This is a genomic window from Sphingobium sp. LF-16 (assembly GCF_003711185.1).
Taxonomy (GTDB): Bacteria; Pseudomonadota; Alphaproteobacteria; order Sphingomonadales; family Sphingomonadaceae; genus Sphingobium; species Sphingobium yanoikuyae_A.
The window spans coordinates 1,595,470-1,610,728 of record NZ_CP029335.1 but is presented as its reverse complement, the minus strand read 5'-3'; the positions used below and the strand labels follow the sequence as shown (position 1 = coordinate 1,610,728).

Sequence of the window (15,259 nt, the reverse complement as noted above, 5' to 3'; positions counted from 1 at the left end):
ATTTAATGGAGACGAGAGGATGGCATCGGATCGTATCGGTCATGCAGGGTTTGCGGCAAAAAGACGCAGCGCGCAGGACGCAGCTGCCCTGATTACCGACGGCATGACCGTGGGCATGAGCGGCTTCACCGGTTCGGGTTATCCCAAGGCCGTCCCTCTGGCGCTGGCCGATCGAATCACCGCCGCCCATTCCGCTGGTGATCCGTTCCGGGTGAAGGTGTGGACCGGCGCGTCGACCGGGCCGGAACTGGACGGTGCGCTCGCCAAGGCCGACGGCGTCGAATTTCGTCTTCCCTATAATAGCGATCCGATCGCCCGCGAGCGGATCAACCGCGGCGAGATGCAATATTTCGACATGCATTTGAGCCAGGTCGCCCCGATGGCGTGGCAGGGCTTTTTGGGCGAACTGGATGTCGCCGTGGTCGAAGTGACCGGCATCACTCCCGACGGCCTGCTGATCCCGTCCGCCTCGGTCGGCAACAACAAGACCTGGCTCGATCGCGCCAAGGGGGTGATCCTGGAGGTCAATAGCTGGCAGAATGCCGCGCTCGAAGGGATGCACGACATTTATTACGGCACGGCGTTGCCGCCGAGCCGCGTGCCGATCCCGCTGACCCGCGCCGACGATCGCATCGGCGAACCCTATTGCCGGGTCGATCCCGCCAAGGTGCTGGCGGTGGTCGAAACCGACTCGCCCGATCGCAACGCGCCCTTCACCCCGCCCGATGACAGTGCGCGGGCGATTGCCGGCCATCTGCTCGAATTCCTCGGCCATGAAGTGAAGATGGGTCGCATCCCGGCGTCGCTGCTGCCGCTCCAGTCGGGCGTCGGCAATATCGCCAATGCCGTGCTGACCGGCCTGATCGACGCTCCGTTCGACAATATGGTCTCCTATACGGAGGTCATTCAGGACGGCATGCTCGACCTGCTGGAATCCGGCAAGCTGCGCATGGCGAGCGCCACCGCCTTCTCGCTCAGCCCCGAGGCGGCGGCGCGGCTCAATGCCGACATGGCCCGCTTCCGCAACAAGATGATCCTGCGCCCGCAGGAAATCAGCAACCATCCCGAACTGGTTCGCCGCCTGGGCTGCATCGCCATGAACGGCCTCATCGAGGCGGATATCTACGGCAATGTGAACTCCACCCACGTCATGGGATCGCGCATCCAGAACGGCATCGGTGGATCGGGCGACTTTGCCCGCAACGCCTATCTGTCGATCTTCATGACGCCCTCGACCGCCAAGCAGGGCAAGATTTCGGCGATCGTGCCGCATGCCAGCCATGTCGACCATATCAACCAGGATGTGCAGGTGATCGTCACTGAGCAGGGGTTGGCCGACCTGCGCGGGTTGGCGCCGCGCCAGCGGGCCGAACTGATCATCAACAATTGCACCCATCCCGATTATCGTCCGATGCTGAAGGATTATTTCAGGCGGGCGATGCAGGGCAGCTATGGCCTGCAGTCGCCGATGCTGCCGGCCGAGGCCTTTGCCTGGCACCAGCGCTTCATCGATACCGGCACGATGATGCCGGGCTGATCATCAATGGCCCGGTGCAGCCTGACCTGCGCCGGGCCACTGATCATTGCTGTTCGATTGCCGCTTTCCGACATATTCCCGCTGAGGGAACCGGGAGCCATGCCGTCCGCTTGACCTGCATATTCGCAGCACGGACCTATCATGGATTTCCTGACGACCGACTTTCTCGACAAGCCCATCTGGATGTGGGCGCTCTTCCTGACGATCATCCTCGCATTGCTGGCGCTGGATCTGGGCGTGCTGCATCGCAAGCAGCGCGAGATCGGCGTGCGCGAGAGCGTGAAGCTGGCCGGCTTCTACATCGCCATTGGCCTCGCCTTTGGCGGTTGGATCGCCTGGCAGATGGGGCAGGAGGCAGCGGTCGCCTATCTGACCGGCTTCGTCGTCGAAAAATCGCTCGCGCTCGACAATGTCTTCGTCATCGCGATGATCTTCTCCTTCTTCCATGTGCCGCGCCGCTATCAGCATGAGGTGCTGTTCTGGGGCATCATCGGCGTGATCGTCCTGCGCGCGATCATGATCGGACTGGGCGCGGCGCTGGTCCAGAATGTCTCCTGGGCGCTCTATTTCTTCGCGGCGATCCTGATCTTCACCGGCATCCGCATGTTGTGGACGGTCGGCAAGGAACAGACGATGGAGGGGAACCGGCTGCTCGGCTTCCTGCGCCGTCACATGCGCGTGACCGACCGGGTGGAGGGCGATCATTTCTTCGTGCGCCAGCCGGCTGAACCGGGCGGCAAGCCGCTGCTCCATGCGACGCCGCTGTTTCTGGCGCTGGTGATGATCGAGATTGCCGACGTCATCTTCGCGGTGGATTCCGTGCCGGCGATCTTCGCCATCACCACCGATCCCTATCTGGTCTATACCTCCAACATCTTCGCGATCCTGGGGCTGCGTGCGCTCTATTTCGCGCTGGCGGCGGCGGTTCACCGCTTCCATTATCTCAAATATGCGCTGTCGGTGGTGCTGATCTTCATCGGCGCCAAGATCTTCCTGGCCGATGCGCTGGGGCTGGAGAAGATCCCGCCGGCCTTTTCCCTGCTGGTGACGGCCGGGGTATTGGGTGCAGGCATCGGCCTGTCGCTGTGGCGCACCCGTGGCGAGGCGCAGCCGCAACATTAGATTTGGCACGGATGCCGGATCGTCGATAGGAAGGCGCCATGCCCGTCCTCATCACATCCGGCATCGTCTGCGCGCTGCGCGCCCATGGCGAACATGGCGCGGTCGCGCGGCTGTTGACGCCCGATCATGGGCTGGTCGCGGGCTATGTGCGCGGCGGGCGGTCGCGGGCGCTACGCCCGGTGCTGCTGCCGGGCAATGCGGTGAAGGCCGAGTTCCGCGCCCGTACCGAAGATCAGCTCGCGAGCCTGACCGTCGAATTGGAGCATAGCCGCGCGCCCTTGCTGGGCGAGCCATTGCCGGCGGCAGCGATCGACTGGGCCTGCGCGCTGACGGCGGCGGCCCTGCCGGAAGGAACGCCCTATCCGACGCTTTATGAAGCGCTCGACGGCGTGCTTGGCGCGGTCGAGGCGGCGCCGGCGGCGCGGGGCTGGGCGGCGGCTTTGGTCCGCTACGAATTGCTGTTGCTGGCGGAACTGGGCTTCGGCCTTGATCTGAGCCGCTGCGCCGCGACCGGCACCGCCGACGACCTGGCCTTTGTCAGCCCGCGCAGCGCGGCGGCGGTCAGCCGGGCGGGGGCGGAGGGCTATGAGGCGCGCCTGCTGCCGCTGCCGCCTTTCCTGTTGCAAGGCGGGGCTGGCCACTGGCCGCAGATCATGGATGGATTGCGCCTGACCGGCTTCTTCCTGGAGCGGTCCGTGCTGACCGAAAGGCGGGCCGATGTGCTGGCCGCGCGCGAAAGACTGGTCGATCGGCTGAAAAGAGCGGTTGCGTAACGCGCGCAGTTTTTGCAAGGGCGGGCGCGCCGTTTCCGCATTCTCCGTTCGCCCGTCGGGCAGCGGCGGCCATTTTCTTTCGCGGAACCGTGGCGGCAGAGATTTAGAAAGAGGTTTCCCATGTTGATCGCCCTGTTCCCTGGAGATGGTATCGGCCCCGAGATCGTCGCGCAGGCGAAGCGCGTGCTTGATGCGCTGGCGATCGACGGACTCACCTATGAAGAGGGTCTGGTCGGCGGTTCGGCCTATAAGGCGGTCGGCCATCCGCTGCCGCCCGAGACGCTGGACATTGCCAAGCGCGCCGACGCGATCCTGTTCGGCGCGGTCGGTGATCCCGACTGCGACTCGCTGGAGCGTCATCTGCGTCCGGAACAGGCGATCCTGGGCCTGCGCAAGGAGCTGGGCCTCTTCTCCAACCTGCGCCCGGCCAAGGTCTTCCCCGAACTGGCGCATGAAAGCGCGCTGAAGCCCGAAGTGGCCGGCTCGATCGACCTGCTGATCGTGCGCGAAACCAATGGCGACGTCTATTTCGGCGAGAAGGGCATGCGCACCACCGCCGATGGCCTGCGCGAAGGTTATGACATCATGTCGTACAATGAAGCCGAGGTGCGCCGCATCGCCCATGCCGGTTTCCAGGCGGCGCGTGCGCGTCGTGGCAAGCTCTGCTCGGTCGACAAGGCCAATGTGCTGGAAACCAGCCAGTTGTGGCGCGACGTGGTGATCGAGGTGTCGGCCGAATATCCCGACGTCGCCCTGACCCACATGTATGTCGACAATGCCGCGATGCAGCTGGTCCGCAACCCCGGCCAGTTCGACGTCATCGTCACCGGCAACATGTTCGGCGATATCCTGTCGGACCAGGCGAGCATGTGCGTGGGCTCGATCGGCATGCTGGCGTCGGCGACGCTCAACGGCAGCGGCCAGGGCCTCTATGAACCGATCCATGGGTCTGCGCCCGACATTGCCGGCCAGGGCAAGGCCAATCCGCTGGCGACCATCCTGTCGGCGGCGATGATGCTGCGTTACTCGCTGAACCTGCCCGAGCCGGCCGACCGGATCGAGGCGGCGGTGGCCAAGGCGCTGGCCGACGGCGCCCGTTCGCCGGATCTGGGCGGCACGATGAACACGGTGGAGATGGGCGACGCGGTCCTCGCTGCGCTTTAATTCCGCTTCGGTTCGTCGCATTTGCATGACGCGAACGTAAAGTTTCTTCGTTTCCGGTCGATATGAGCGGTGAATGGGGACGCAAATGCCGACTGAACTGATTGAAGACCATCATGTCCTGCGGGGCATGATGCGGGATTTTGCCAGCATGATGGACGATGACGTCCGCGACATGGCACTTCTGACCCGCTGGCGCATCCGCTTCGCCCAGTTGTTCCGCGACCATATGGGGCGTGAGGACATGCTGGCGCGGGGCTTGCGCCAGGGGCCGCTGGCGATGGAGGCCGAGCCGATCGTGCATCAGCATGGCCGTACCATGGTGGCCCTGTTCCTGCGTTACAGCGACCATATCAAGCAATGGACCCCGGCCCAGATCGCGGCCGACTGGGGCAATTACAAGCGGGCGACGCTGGCGCTGCAGGATTCCCTCTATGACCATATGGAGTGGGAAGAGGCGCATCTGCATCCACTGATCGAGGGCAGGGTGCGAAGGGCCGCCTAGACCTTGATCGCTTCAGGCTGAATCTGCCTGAAGCGTGAATCAAGGTCTAGCATCCAAGAATAGAGCCTGATTCACGCTATCGGTGGAAGCGCAAGGCGCTTCCGCCTCAAACGATCAGGCTCTAGGGGGCCAATTCGCGCATATCGGTCCTGTCGGCTCTTCCACGCGCCAGCTAGGCAGCGGCATGGACGACTTTTCCCTGCCCAGCCTTCGTGCCGCCGCCGCCATGGTCCATGACCAGGTGCCGCCGACCCCGCAATATGCCTGGCCGTTGCTGGCCGGGCGGATCGGCGTCGAAACCTGGGTCAAGCATGAGAACCACACGCCGACCGGCGCCTTCAAGGTGCGTGGGGCCATCACCTATATCGACTGGTTGCGCCGCACCCATCCCGAGGTGACGGGCATCATCACCGCGACCCGCGGCAATCATGGCCAGGCGCAGGTGCGCGCGGCCCGCGCCGCCGGCCTCCAGGCGACGATCGTTGTCCCCCATGGCAATGCGCTGGAGAAGAATGCCGCAATGCGGGCATTCGGTGCCACCCTGATCGAACATGGCCATGATTTCGACAGTGCCAAGGCGGAGGCGGTGCGCCTGGCCGCCGAGCAGGGGCTGTTCATGGTCCCGGCCTATCATGCGGAACTGGTGCGCGGTGTCGCCAGCTATGGGCTGGAACTGTTCGATGCTGTGCCGGACCTGGACACCGTCTATGTTCCCGTCGGTTGCGGATCGGGCCTGTGCGCCACGATTGCGGCAAGGGATGCGCTGGGCCTCAAGACCAAGGTCGTCGGCGTCGTGTCCGCCCATGTCGATGCCGCCAAGCGCTCGTTCGAGGCGGGCAAGCTATTGACCAGTCCGACCGCCTATACCTTTGCCGATGGCGTTGCTGTCTGCACCCCGGTCCAGGCCGCGCTCGACTATTTCGGGCCGCGCGCCGACCGCTTCGTCGGCGTCACCGATGACGAGGTGGCGGATGCCATCCGTATCTACTGGCAGGACACCCATAATCTGGCCGAGGGCGCCGGTGCGGTGGCGCTGGCCGCGCTGATCCAGGAAAAGGAGCAGATGCGCGGCAAGAAGGTTGCGGTTATCCTCTCGGGCGGTAATGGCGACATGAGCCAGATGGCACAGATATTGGGCGGCGAAACGCCGCGCGTCACGACGGATATGCGGAAGGCGATATGAAGCGGAAGAGCGGTCAGAACCCTGAGATCACCAAGAACTGGAAGCCGGCGACGCTGGCCATCCGGGGCGGCACCGCGCGCACCGAATATGGCGAGACGTCCGAGGCCTTGTTCCTGTCCAGCGGCTATTGCTATGACCGGGCCGAGGATGCCGCCGCGCGCTTCGCCGGTGAACAGCAGGGCATGACCTATAGCCGGCTGCAGAACCCGACCGTCGAGATGCTGGAGCAGCGCATCGCCCTGCTGGAAGGCGCCGAAGCCTGCCGCGCGACCGCGACCGGCATGGCGGCGATGACCGCTGCCCTGCTGTGCCAGCTGTCGGCCGGCGACCATGTCGTCGCGGCCAAGGCGGCCTTTGGTTCCTGCCGCTGGCTGGTCGACACGCTGCTGCCCAAGTTCGGCATCGTGACGACGACGATCGACGGCAGCGACGTTGCCGCCTGGGAAGCGGCGGCACGGCCCAATACCAAGGTCTTCTTCTTCGAGACGCCGGCCAACCCGACCATGGACGTGGTCGACATCGCCGCCGTCTGCGCGATCGCCAAGGCACGCGGCATCACCACCGTTGTCGACAATGCCTTCGCCTCGCCCGCGCTGCAGCGGCCGATGGAGTTCGGCGCCGATGTCGTCGCCTATAGCGCGACCAAGATGATGGACGGGCAGGGCCGTGTGCTGGCCGGCGCTATTTGCGGCAGCCGCGACTGGATCGACAATGTGCTGCTGCCCTTCCACCGCAACACCGGCCCGACGCTCAGCGCGTTCAATGCCTGGGTGGTGCTGAAGGGGCTGGAGACGCTGGACCTGCGCATTCGCCGCCAGAGCGAGAATGCGCTCAAGGTAGCCCAGTTCCTGGAAACCCGCCTGCCCAAGGTCAATTATCCGGGACTGGAAAGCCATCCCCAGCACGCGCTGGCGATGCGGCAGATGGAAGCGGCCGGGCCGATCTTTTCCATCTACACCGGTGGTGGCCGGGCTGAGGCGCATGGCCTGCTCAACGCGCTGGAACTGGTCGACATCAGCAACAATATCGGCGATTCGCGTTCGCTGATGACCCATCCGGCATCGACCACCCATTTCGGCATGGCCGAAGAGGCGCGGCTGGAAGTCGGCATCACCGAGGATATGCTGCGGCTGAACGTCGGCCTGGAAGATCCCGACGATGTGATCGCGGACTTCGACCAGGCGCTCAAGACGATAGGGCGTTGACGGAACCGGGCAGGGAGGCGCATGCGGGAGATATGAACGCATTGTTCCCCCTGCACGCGACGACGCGGGACATCATCGTCCATGTCGCCGTGACTTTCCTGCCCGAACAGTCGGAGCCGGACCGGGGGCGCTGGTTCTGGGCCTATCATATCCGGATCGAAAATCAGGGCGAACAGCCGGTGCAACTGCTGAGCCGTCACTGGATCATCACCGATGGGCGGGGCATTCAGCAGGAATTGGAGGGTGAAGGCGTGATCGGGGAACAGCCGGTGGTGCAACCGGGCAAAAGCTATGACTATGTGTCGGGCTGCCCGCTCAACACGGCGACGGGGTCGATGCGCGGCGCCTATACGATGATCGGTTCCGATGGCGAGACGTTCGAGGTGACCATTCCCCATTTCGCGCTGATCGCGCCGGCGGTGGCCGAATGAAGCGGACCCATTTGCCGCTCAACGGCCTGCGCGTGCTGGATGCCGCCGCGCGTCACCTGTCCTTCACCCGCGCGGCGGACGAACTGGCGGTGACGCCGGCGGCCGTCGGTCAGCAGATCCGCGCGCTGGAGGATATGCTGGGCGTGGTGCTGTTCCGCCGCACGCCCAAGGGGCTGGAACTGACGCCCGAGACCGAGGCGGGGCTAGAAGCGCTACGCGCCGGTTTCCTGGAGTTCGAGGAAGCGGTGCGGGCGATGCAGGCGGGCCAGTCCAGTTCGTCGCTGACGATCGCGGCGCCGCGCGACATCACCGCCAAATGGCTGCAGCCGCGCCTGGCCGCCTATGCCGCGAGCCAGCCCGGCCTGACCTTCTCATTGGTCGCCGCCGACGAGGCGCTGGACTTTACCGAGGCCAATCTGGACCTGGCGCTGCGCCTGACCGATGGCGCGGGCGAGCATGAGGGCATCAAGATCGGCGAAACCGCCTTCGTTACCGTGGAAGCGGCGGCGGGTGGGCCGGAGCAGCGGATCGAGTGGCCCGGTTGTCCCTCGGGCGACCTGCCGGCCGCGATCCGGGTCGCGGATGCGGGCCTGGCGATCGAGGCGGCGGCGAACGGCTTTGGCCGGGCGAGCGTGCCGCTGCTGCTGGCACAGGCGGATATCGAGAATGGACGGGTGCGCAAGGTGGGGGATGCCCTGCCGACGATGCTCAGCTACTGGCTGATCGCGCCGTTGCCGCAATGGCGCCAGAAGAAGGTCAAGGCGCTGGTCGAGGCGCTCACGACCTGACCCGGCGGGGCCGGGAAAATAGGATTTCGTCCGCTTAACTTCGCATATTTCCCGCACATTTCGACATTAAATGTCCAACTGGTGATGGATTGTTACGCGCTCCTTTCATGTCCTATCGGGCATGTATAGAGGATCGGCCGCGTGTAGGACAGGCGCCGGGCCGGGGATCAGTCGGCGAGCAGGTTGAGCGCGCGCGTCATCAGCATGACGAAGCGGCCTTCGTCGACGCGGGCGACCGGATCATTCCAGGCGCCGCTGACTGCGTAATATTGGCCGTCCTGCGCCTGCACCAGGAAGTTCATCGCAATGACGCCGGGTTCGCTGCCGCCCTTATAGCCGAAATAGCGCCAGCGTTTCGCGTTGGCGGGGGCGATGCCCGGATTGACCGCCATGATCGACAGGGCATCGCCACCGGTGCGGCGCAGCCAGTCGAGCTGGGCGATTTCCTCCTGCGGGCTGGCGAACCATTCGAGCGTGTCGATCGCCACCGGATTTTCCGACACGGTGCCGACATCGACATGAGCGGCGGTCAGCCGGGTGGCGGCATCCCGCAACAGGGCGCGGCGATCGGCGATGGTCCCGGCCTCATAGCGGTGGCGCAATTCGGCATTGGCCGGCATCTTGAGGGCAAAGGCCTCGGCCGTGGTCAGCATCGGCAGGCTGCGGGGATCGGTGATGCCGAAGCGCTGGCGCATGGCGTCGACCTTGTCGCGGCCCAGGCCCAGCAGCAACGTGTCCGACGCGCTATTGTCACTTTCGGCGATCATCGCGGTCGCCAGGCTGTGCAGCGTCATCGGCGCGTGATCGGGCCATGCCATCAGCCGACCGGAAAAGCTTTTCGGGCCGAGCGGGATGACATCGCTCCAGCGCCGCTCGCCGGCCTGCACCGCACGCGCCAGTTCGGCCAGCACGGTCAGCTTGAAGGAGGAGCCGGTCGCCAGCGGCTGGTCGGGATGGTGCGACTGGAGCAGGACGGGACCGGCATCGGTTAGCCGGGCGATGGCGAAGCTGCTGCGACCCGGCAGGGCAGCAATGTCGCGCAGCACCGCGGCCATGCTGTCATCGGCCTGGCGGCTGCCGATGATGCGCAGGCCGACGACGCGGTTGGGCGGGTCGGGGGCGATCACCAGCGTGATGGCGACGATCGCCCGTTCGTAGCGGACCTCCATCTGCCCGGCGGTTGCGCTTTGCTGGGTGAGCGCGCCAAGCGCGATCGGACGGCCATGCTGCCGGCGCAGGTCGGCGGCGAGCGCGCGCCAGCGGTCGACCGGGATCGCGTCGATGAAGACGGGGGAGAAGAAGTCGGCTTCGTTGCCGGGGCCAGCGAGGATGGTCACCAGTTGCGTGGCGCGCGCGCGAAAAGCGGGGGCAGGATCAGCCATGGCGCGGCCCGGCAGCAGCGCCATCCCGATAAGGACAAGCGCGGCCGCCAGCAGCCTCATGCGTCAATCGCTTCCTCATCGACCGCCGCCGCATTTTCCTGGATGAAGGCGAAGCGATGGGCCGGATTGGTGCCCATCAGCCGTTCTACCAGATCGCGTACCTGCTGCCGGTCCTCGATATCGTCGGGCAGGGTGATGCGGATCAGGCTGCGGGTCTTGGGGTCCATGGTGGTTTCGCGCAGCTGCATCGGGTTCATTTCGCCCAGCCCCTTGAAGCGGCTGATCTCGACCTTCTTGCCCTTGAACTCCTTGGCCAGCATCGCCTCGCGCTGGGCATCGTCCATCGCATAGAGGCTCTTGCCGCCGGCGGTCAGGCGATAGAGTGGCGGCTGCGCCAGATAGAGATGACCGCGCCGCACCAGTTCGGGCATTTCCTGGAAGAAGAAGGTCATCAGCAGGGTGGCGATATGGGCGCCGTCGACATCGGCGTCGGTCATGATGACGATGCGTTCGTAGCGCAGATTATCCGGGTTGCAATCCTTGCGCGTGCCGCAGCCCAGCGCCAGGATCATGTCAGCAATTTCCTGGTTTGCCAATATCTTGGCGGTGTTTGCTGAGGCGACGTTGAGGATCTTGCCGCGCAGGGGCAGGATCGCCTGCGTCTTGCGGTCGCGGGCCTGCTTGGCCGATCCGCCGGCCGAGTCGCCTTCGACCAGAAAGATTTCAGCACCTTCCGGGTCATCGTTCGAACAATCCGTGAGCTTGCCGGGCAGGCGCAGCTTGCGCGCGCTGGTGGCGGTCTTGCGCTTGACCTCCTTTTCCTGCTTGCGCTTCAGCCGCTCGTCCATGCGGTCGATGACATAGGCGAGCAGCGCCTTGCCCCGGTCCATATGGTCGGTCAGGAAATGGTCGAAATGGTCGCGCACGGCATTTTCGACCAGGCGCGCGGCGTCCGGGCTGGTCAGGCGATCCTTGGTCTGGCTCTGGAACTGGGGATCGCGGATGAAGACCGACAGCATGATTTCCGATGACGTCATGATGTCGTCGGCGGTGATGTCCTTCGCCTTCTTCTGCCCCACCAGTTCGCCAAAGGCGCGGATGCCCTTCACCAGCGCGGCGCGCAGGCCGTTTTCATGGGTGCCGCCATCGGGGGTCGGGATGGTGTTGCAATACCAGCTATAGCTGCCGTCGGACCAGAGCGGCCAGGCGACCGCCCATTCGACCCGGCCGGCTTCGCCCGGAAAATCCTGATTGCCCGAGAAGAATTGGGTGGTGGCGCATTCGCGGTCGCCCAGTTGCTCCTTCAGATGGTCGGCCAGGCCGCCGGGGAACTGGAATACCGCTTCGGGCGGGGTGTCGTCACCGATCAGTTCGGGCGCGCATTTCCAGCGTATCTCGACCCCGGCGAACAGATAGGCCTTCGACCGGGCGAGGCGATAGAGCTTGGCCGGCTTGAACTTCTGCTCGCCGAAAATCTCGCTGTCGGGGATGAAGCTGACCGCCGTGCCGCGCCGGTTGGGGGCGGCGCCGACCTTTTCCAGGCCGCTGGTGGGCAGGCCCTGGCTGAAGCTCTGGCGGAACAGTTCCTTGTTGCGCGCGACCTCGACCACCGTCCTGATCGACAGGGCGTTGACGACGCTGATGCCCACGCCGTGCAGGCCGCCCGAGGTGGCATAGGCCTTGCCCTCGAACTTGCCGCCCGAATGGAGCGTGGTGAGGATGACTTCCAGCGCCGACTTGCCGGGAAATTTCGGGTGGTCATCCACCGGAATGCCGCGACCATTGTCGGTGATGGTCAGCTTGTTGCCCGGTTCCAGGCTGATCTCGATCCGGGTGGCATGACCGGCAACGGCTTCGTCCATGCTGTTGTCGAGCACTTCGGAGGCGAGATGGTGGAAGGCGCGCTCGTCGATGCCGCCAATATACATGCCCGGACGGCGCCGGACCGGCTCCAGCCCTTCGAGCACTTCGATGGTGGAGGCGTCATAGCCCGGCGAGGTGGTGGACTGGGCGGAGGCGAACAGGTCTTCGGACATGCCGCCAAGCTATAGGCAGCCGGGCGTCGGGCGCAAGCGCTGCGCGCACGCGATCGCTAGCAATCAATTGTTACAAGGCGCTTTGCAACAAATTGGCCGACAGAGCCGTTGCCTCCATCAGGGTATATTCCCAAGGTCAGGCTGGAGAAATTCATGACATTCAAGCATTTTGCGCCGATCGGCGCCACGCTGGCGCTCGCCCTGGCGACCCCCGCGCTGGCGCAGCAGGACAGCGGTAAGGTCGACTGGACCGGCCCCTATGTCGGCGGCTCCTTCGGCTATAACTGGTCGAAGGGTGACGGCGGCGAGCATCTGCGCTTCGACACGGACGGGGACGGCAATTATGACAATGTCGTCACCACGGCGGCCGGGGCCAATGCCTTTTCGCCCGGCACCTGCGGCGGTTCGGCACGGGGCGCGACGTCGGCCAGCGGCTGCAATGGCGACAAGGATGCGATCGGCTGGATGGGCCATGTCGGCTATGACCGGCAGTTCGGCAATATCGTGGCGGGCATCGTGGGCGAAGCGGGCAAGGCCTATGTCAGCGACAGCGTGACCGAATATTCGACCACGCCCGCCAGCTATACCATGACCCGGCGGATCGGCTGGAACGCCAATCTGCGCGCGCGGCTGGGCTACACCACCGATGGCGGGGTCATGCCCTATATCACCGGCGGTCTGGCCTATGCCAAGGTGAAGAATCATTTCGACACCAGCAACACCGCCAACAGCTTCACCGAATATGATCGCAAGGAAGATGCCTGGGGCTACACCATGGGCGGCGGTGTCGAGGCCAAGGTCGCGCAGAATTTCTCGATCGGCGCGCGCTATCTTTGGACCCGTTATAACACGGGCGACTATCGCGTCGATGTGGGGCAGGGCAGCGCGCCCGCGACCAACCCCTTCATCATCACGCCATCCGGCGGCACCAGCATCAACCGTGGCGACAAGTTCGACAATCAGAGCCTGATGGCGACCGCCAGCTTCCGCTTCTGATCCGCCGCAATGAAAGGGCCGGGGCGATGCTCCGGCCCTTTCCTCTTGTGATCTTTACCTGATCCCGCGCCCGACATAGCTTCCCGCCGACAGGATTTGGCGGGAGGTCGAGAAAATGCCGGCAGGTTTCAACCCCGATGCGGCGACCGCCGCCTATCTCGCGACGCTGTCGCCGGCCCAGCATGAACGGGCGATCGCCTATACCCAGGGCGGGCATTGGCTGCTGCTTTGGGGCATGCTGGTGACACTGGTCGCCATGGCGCTGATCTGGCGCAGCGGCCTGCTGGTGCGGCTGGGGCGGCGGGTGCATGTGCGGCGCCCCAATCTGGCGGTGTTCCTGTCCGCCTTGCTCTTCTTCCTGCTCGACTGGCTGATCGAACTGCCCTGGTCCGTCTATGCCAATTGGGGACGCGAGCGCAGCTATGGGCTGACCAGCCAGGGTTTCGGCGGCTGGCTGGGCGAGGATATATTGTCGAGCGCGATCAGCATTCCGTTGGTGGCGCTGCTGGCGGTCGCCATCTATGCGCTGATGCGCCGCACGCCGCGCTGGTGGTGGGCCTGGTCGGGGCTGGTGGTCGTGCTGGGCATCATCCTGATGGTCGTCATCGCACCGGTGGCGATCGAACCGCTGTTCAACAAATATACCCCCGCGCCAGCCGGGCCGACCCGCGATGCGGTGGTCGAACTGGCCCATCGTGCCGGCGTGCCGGGCGACAAAATTTATATTTATGACGGGTCGAAGCAGTCGGAACGCTATACCGCCAATGTCTCCGGCCTGTTCGGCACGGCGCGAGTGGCGATGAGCGACACCATGTTCAAGCGCGGCGCCGACCTGGCCGAGGTGCGGGGCGTGGTGGGCCATGAAATGGGCCATTATGCCGAACATCATGTGCTGTGGCTGGCCGGCGGCATGAGCCTGCTGGCGATGCTGCTCTTCTTCCTGGTCGACCGGCTCTATCCGGTCGCGGCGCGCTGGTTCGGCGCGGGCAGCGCGATCAGCGATCCGGCGCATATGCCGGTCGCCTGGGCGGTCGCAGCGGTGGTCGGGGTATTCCTGGTGCCGCTGATGAACAGCATCAGCCGCTATGACGAGAATGCCGCCGACCGTTTCTCGCTCAAGGTCGCGCATGAACCCGATGGCCTTGCCAAGGCGCTGGTCAAGACGATCGAATATCGCGCCTCATCGCCCTCGCGGCTGGAGGAAATCCTGTTCTACGACCATCCCAGTGTCGAACGGCGCATCCATGCGGCGATGGTCTGGAAGGCGGAAAATCCGCAACTGGTCGGCAAATAGGAGCAAAAGAAAAGGCCGCCCGGTGGGGCGGCCTTCCTTGTCTCGTTTGTTCAGCGAACCCGCGGGCCGCCAAAGGGCAGCGGCGGGGGCGGGCGGCGCGTGCCGCGCGGCAGCTGTGCCTGATAGGCGCGGCCGCAATGTTCCACGCAATAGGGGAAGCCGGGGTTCACTGCTTCGCCGCAGAAATGGAAGTCCGGCTCGCCCGGATGGCCCATCGGCCACTTGCAGATCCGCTCGGTCAGGTCGAGCAGGCTGGTCTTGCCGGCAATTTCGGCGCTCGGCTTGGCGGGCACCAGACGGCGCGGCGGTGCCGGCGGGATCGGTGCCTGCTGGTCACCGGGGCCCTGGCGCAGGAAGCCGCCGGGGCCGACCGACACGATGCGCGGCTGCGGCGCGGCGGGCGCGTCGCTGGGGGCAGCGGCGGCAGCCGGTGCGGCAGGCGCAGTCGGTGCGGCGACCGGGGCCGGACGCGGCGGCGGCGGCGGGGCGGCCACGGGCGCGGCGGCGCGGGGCGCTTCGGCTTCCGGGGCAGGGGCTGCCGGCTTGCGGGCGGGCGCGGCCTTCTTGGGCGCCTCGTTGGCCTTCACCGGGGACGGGCGCGACTGCAGGCCAAGGCGATGCGCCTTGCCGATTACCGCGTTACGGCTGACGCCGCCCAGTTCGTCCGCGATCTGGCTCGCGGTCAGGCCCTTTTCCCACATCGCCTTGAGCTGGTCGATACGTTCGTCGGTCCAGGACAATGAAAACTCCTCACAATCTGTGCTATGCGCCCTATATGGGGCATGCAGGCGCGACTTCCAACCGCGCAGAACGCCCTTGCGGCATAACGGACCAGCCGATAGTCGA

General features: G+C 65.2%; 14 protein-coding genes. 11 read left to right on the top strand and 3 right to left on the bottom strand.

What is annotated here, in order from left to right; genetic code table 11:
• The first annotated feature begins 19 nt into the window (after positions 1-19).
• From DIZ22_RS07550 to DIZ22_RS07510, 9 genes are all read left to right on the top strand, one after another.
• Entirely contained in the window at positions 20-1,537 is a 1,518-nt protein-coding gene (locus tag DIZ22_RS07550; protein WP_122928077.1) for an acetyl-CoA hydrolase/transferase family protein, read from the top strand.
• Positions 1,538-1,678: 141 nt separating this feature from the next.
• Positions 1,679-2,659 carry a TerC family protein gene (locus tag DIZ22_RS07545; protein ID WP_122928076.1) on the top strand — a complete coding sequence of 327 codons (981 nt, stop codon included), beginning with the start codon at positions 1,679-1,681 and terminating at the stop codon, positions 2,657-2,659.
• Positions 2,660-2,697: 38 nt separating this feature from the next.
• The gene (recO, locus tag DIZ22_RS07540) at positions 2,698-3,432 is read left to right on the top strand and encodes a DNA repair protein RecO (RefSeq protein WP_048937907.1); all 735 of its coding nucleotides are present in this window, start codon (positions 2,698-2,700) and stop codon (positions 3,430-3,432) included.
• A gap of 120 nt (positions 3,433-3,552) precedes the next feature.
• A complete protein-coding gene (gene leuB, locus DIZ22_RS07535) occupies positions 3,553-4,596 on the top strand; it encodes a 3-isopropylmalate dehydrogenase (RefSeq protein WP_017502837.1) in 1,044 nt (347 codons plus the stop codon).
• 85 nt (positions 4,597-4,681) lie between these two features.
• Entirely contained in the window at positions 4,682-5,098 is a 417-nt protein-coding gene (locus DIZ22_RS07530; protein WP_048937906.1) for a hypothetical protein, read from the top strand.
• Between the two features lie 184 nt (positions 5,099-5,282).
• Positions 5,283-6,281, top strand: coding sequence for a threonine dehydratase (locus DIZ22_RS07525; RefSeq protein WP_048937905.1), 999 nt, complete (start codon positions 5,283-5,285; stop codon positions 6,279-6,281).
• Complete coding sequence (locus DIZ22_RS07520; protein WP_048937904.1) at positions 6,278-7,486, top strand: aminotransferase class I/II-fold pyridoxal phosphate-dependent enzyme; 1,209 nt, start codon at positions 6,278-6,280, stop codon at positions 7,484-7,486. Before DIZ22_RS07525 ends, DIZ22_RS07520 begins: the two co-directional genes overlap by 4 nt.
• 32 nt (positions 7,487-7,518) lie before the next feature.
• On the top strand, positions 7,519-7,917 hold the full coding sequence (gene apaG / locus DIZ22_RS07515; protein WP_004207375.1) for a Co2+/Mg2+ efflux protein ApaG: 399 nt from the start codon (positions 7,519-7,521) through the stop codon (positions 7,915-7,917).
• Entirely contained in the window at positions 7,914-8,705 is a 792-nt protein-coding gene (locus DIZ22_RS07510) for a LysR family transcriptional regulator (protein ID WP_048937903.1), read from the top strand. Before apaG ends, DIZ22_RS07510 begins: the two co-directional genes overlap by 4 nt.
• A 167-nt stretch (positions 8,706-8,872) precedes the next feature.
• On the opposite strand, the gene DIZ22_RS07505 is transcribed toward DIZ22_RS07510, so the two are convergent.
• The gene (locus tag DIZ22_RS07505; RefSeq protein WP_048937902.1) at positions 8,873-10,147 is read right to left on the bottom strand and encodes a serine hydrolase; all 1,275 of its coding nucleotides are present in this window, start codon (positions 10,145-10,147) and stop codon (positions 8,873-8,875) included.
• Positions 10,144-12,123: a DNA topoisomerase IV subunit B gene (parE, locus tag DIZ22_RS07500; protein ID WP_122928075.1), complete on the bottom strand. Its 1,980-nt coding sequence runs from the start codon at positions 12,121-12,123 to the stop codon at positions 10,144-10,146. Before parE ends, DIZ22_RS07505 begins: the two co-directional genes overlap by 4 nt.
• 153 nt (positions 12,124-12,276) lie before the next feature.
• Between parE and DIZ22_RS07495 the strand changes: the two genes are divergently transcribed.
• Both DIZ22_RS07495 and DIZ22_RS07490 read left to right on the top strand, forming a co-directional pair.
• Positions 12,277-13,119, top strand: coding sequence for an outer membrane beta-barrel protein (locus tag DIZ22_RS07495; RefSeq protein ID WP_048937900.1), 843 nt, complete (start codon positions 12,277-12,279; stop codon positions 13,117-13,119).
• Between the two features lie 115 nt (positions 13,120-13,234).
• Positions 13,235-14,413 carry a M48 family metalloprotease gene (locus tag DIZ22_RS07490; protein ID WP_122928074.1) on the top strand — a complete coding sequence of 393 codons (1,179 nt, stop codon included), beginning with the start codon at positions 13,235-13,237 and terminating at the stop codon, positions 14,411-14,413.
• Positions 14,414-14,463: 50 nt separating this feature from the next.
• On the opposite strand, the gene DIZ22_RS07485 is transcribed toward DIZ22_RS07490, so the two are convergent.
• Entirely contained in the window at positions 14,464-15,153 is a 690-nt protein-coding gene (locus DIZ22_RS07485; RefSeq protein WP_107917602.1) for a GcrA family cell cycle regulator, read from the bottom strand.
• Between the last annotated feature and the right edge of the window lie 106 nt (positions 15,154-15,259).

Coding starts and splice junctions, on each gene's coding strand:
- DIZ22_RS07550 (WP_122928077.1), top strand. CDS start 20: ATGGCATCGGATCGTATCGGTCATGCAGGGTTTGCGGCAAAAAGACGC.
- DIZ22_RS07545 (WP_122928076.1), top strand. CDS start 1,679: ATGGATTTCCTGACGACCGACTTTCTCGACAAGCCCATCTGGATGTGG.
- recO (WP_048937907.1), top strand. CDS start 2,698: ATGCCCGTCCTCATCACATCCGGCATCGTCTGCGCGCTGCGCGCCCAT.
- leuB (WP_017502837.1), top strand. CDS start 3,553: ATGTTGATCGCCCTGTTCCCTGGAGATGGTATCGGCCCCGAGATCGTC.
- DIZ22_RS07530 (WP_048937906.1), top strand. CDS start 4,682: ATGCCGACTGAACTGATTGAAGACCATCATGTCCTGCGGGGCATGATG.
- DIZ22_RS07525 (WP_048937905.1), top strand. CDS start 5,283: ATGGACGACTTTTCCCTGCCCAGCCTTCGTGCCGCCGCCGCCATGGTC.
- DIZ22_RS07520 (WP_048937904.1), top strand. CDS start 6,278: ATGAAGCGGAAGAGCGGTCAGAACCCTGAGATCACCAAGAACTGGAAG.
- apaG (WP_004207375.1), top strand. CDS start 7,519: ATGAACGCATTGTTCCCCCTGCACGCGACGACGCGGGACATCATCGTC.
- DIZ22_RS07510 (WP_048937903.1), top strand. CDS start 7,914: ATGAAGCGGACCCATTTGCCGCTCAACGGCCTGCGCGTGCTGGATGCC.
- DIZ22_RS07505 (WP_048937902.1), bottom strand. CDS start 10,147: ATGAGGCTGCTGGCGGCCGCGCTTGTCCTTATCGGGATGGCGCTGCTG.
- parE (WP_122928075.1), bottom strand. CDS start 12,123: ATGTCCGAAGACCTGTTCGCCTCCGCCCAGTCCACCACCTCGCCGGGC.
- DIZ22_RS07495 (WP_048937900.1), top strand. CDS start 12,277: ATGACATTCAAGCATTTTGCGCCGATCGGCGCCACGCTGGCGCTCGCC.
- DIZ22_RS07490 (WP_122928074.1), top strand. CDS start 13,235: ATGCCGGCAGGTTTCAACCCCGATGCGGCGACCGCCGCCTATCTCGCG.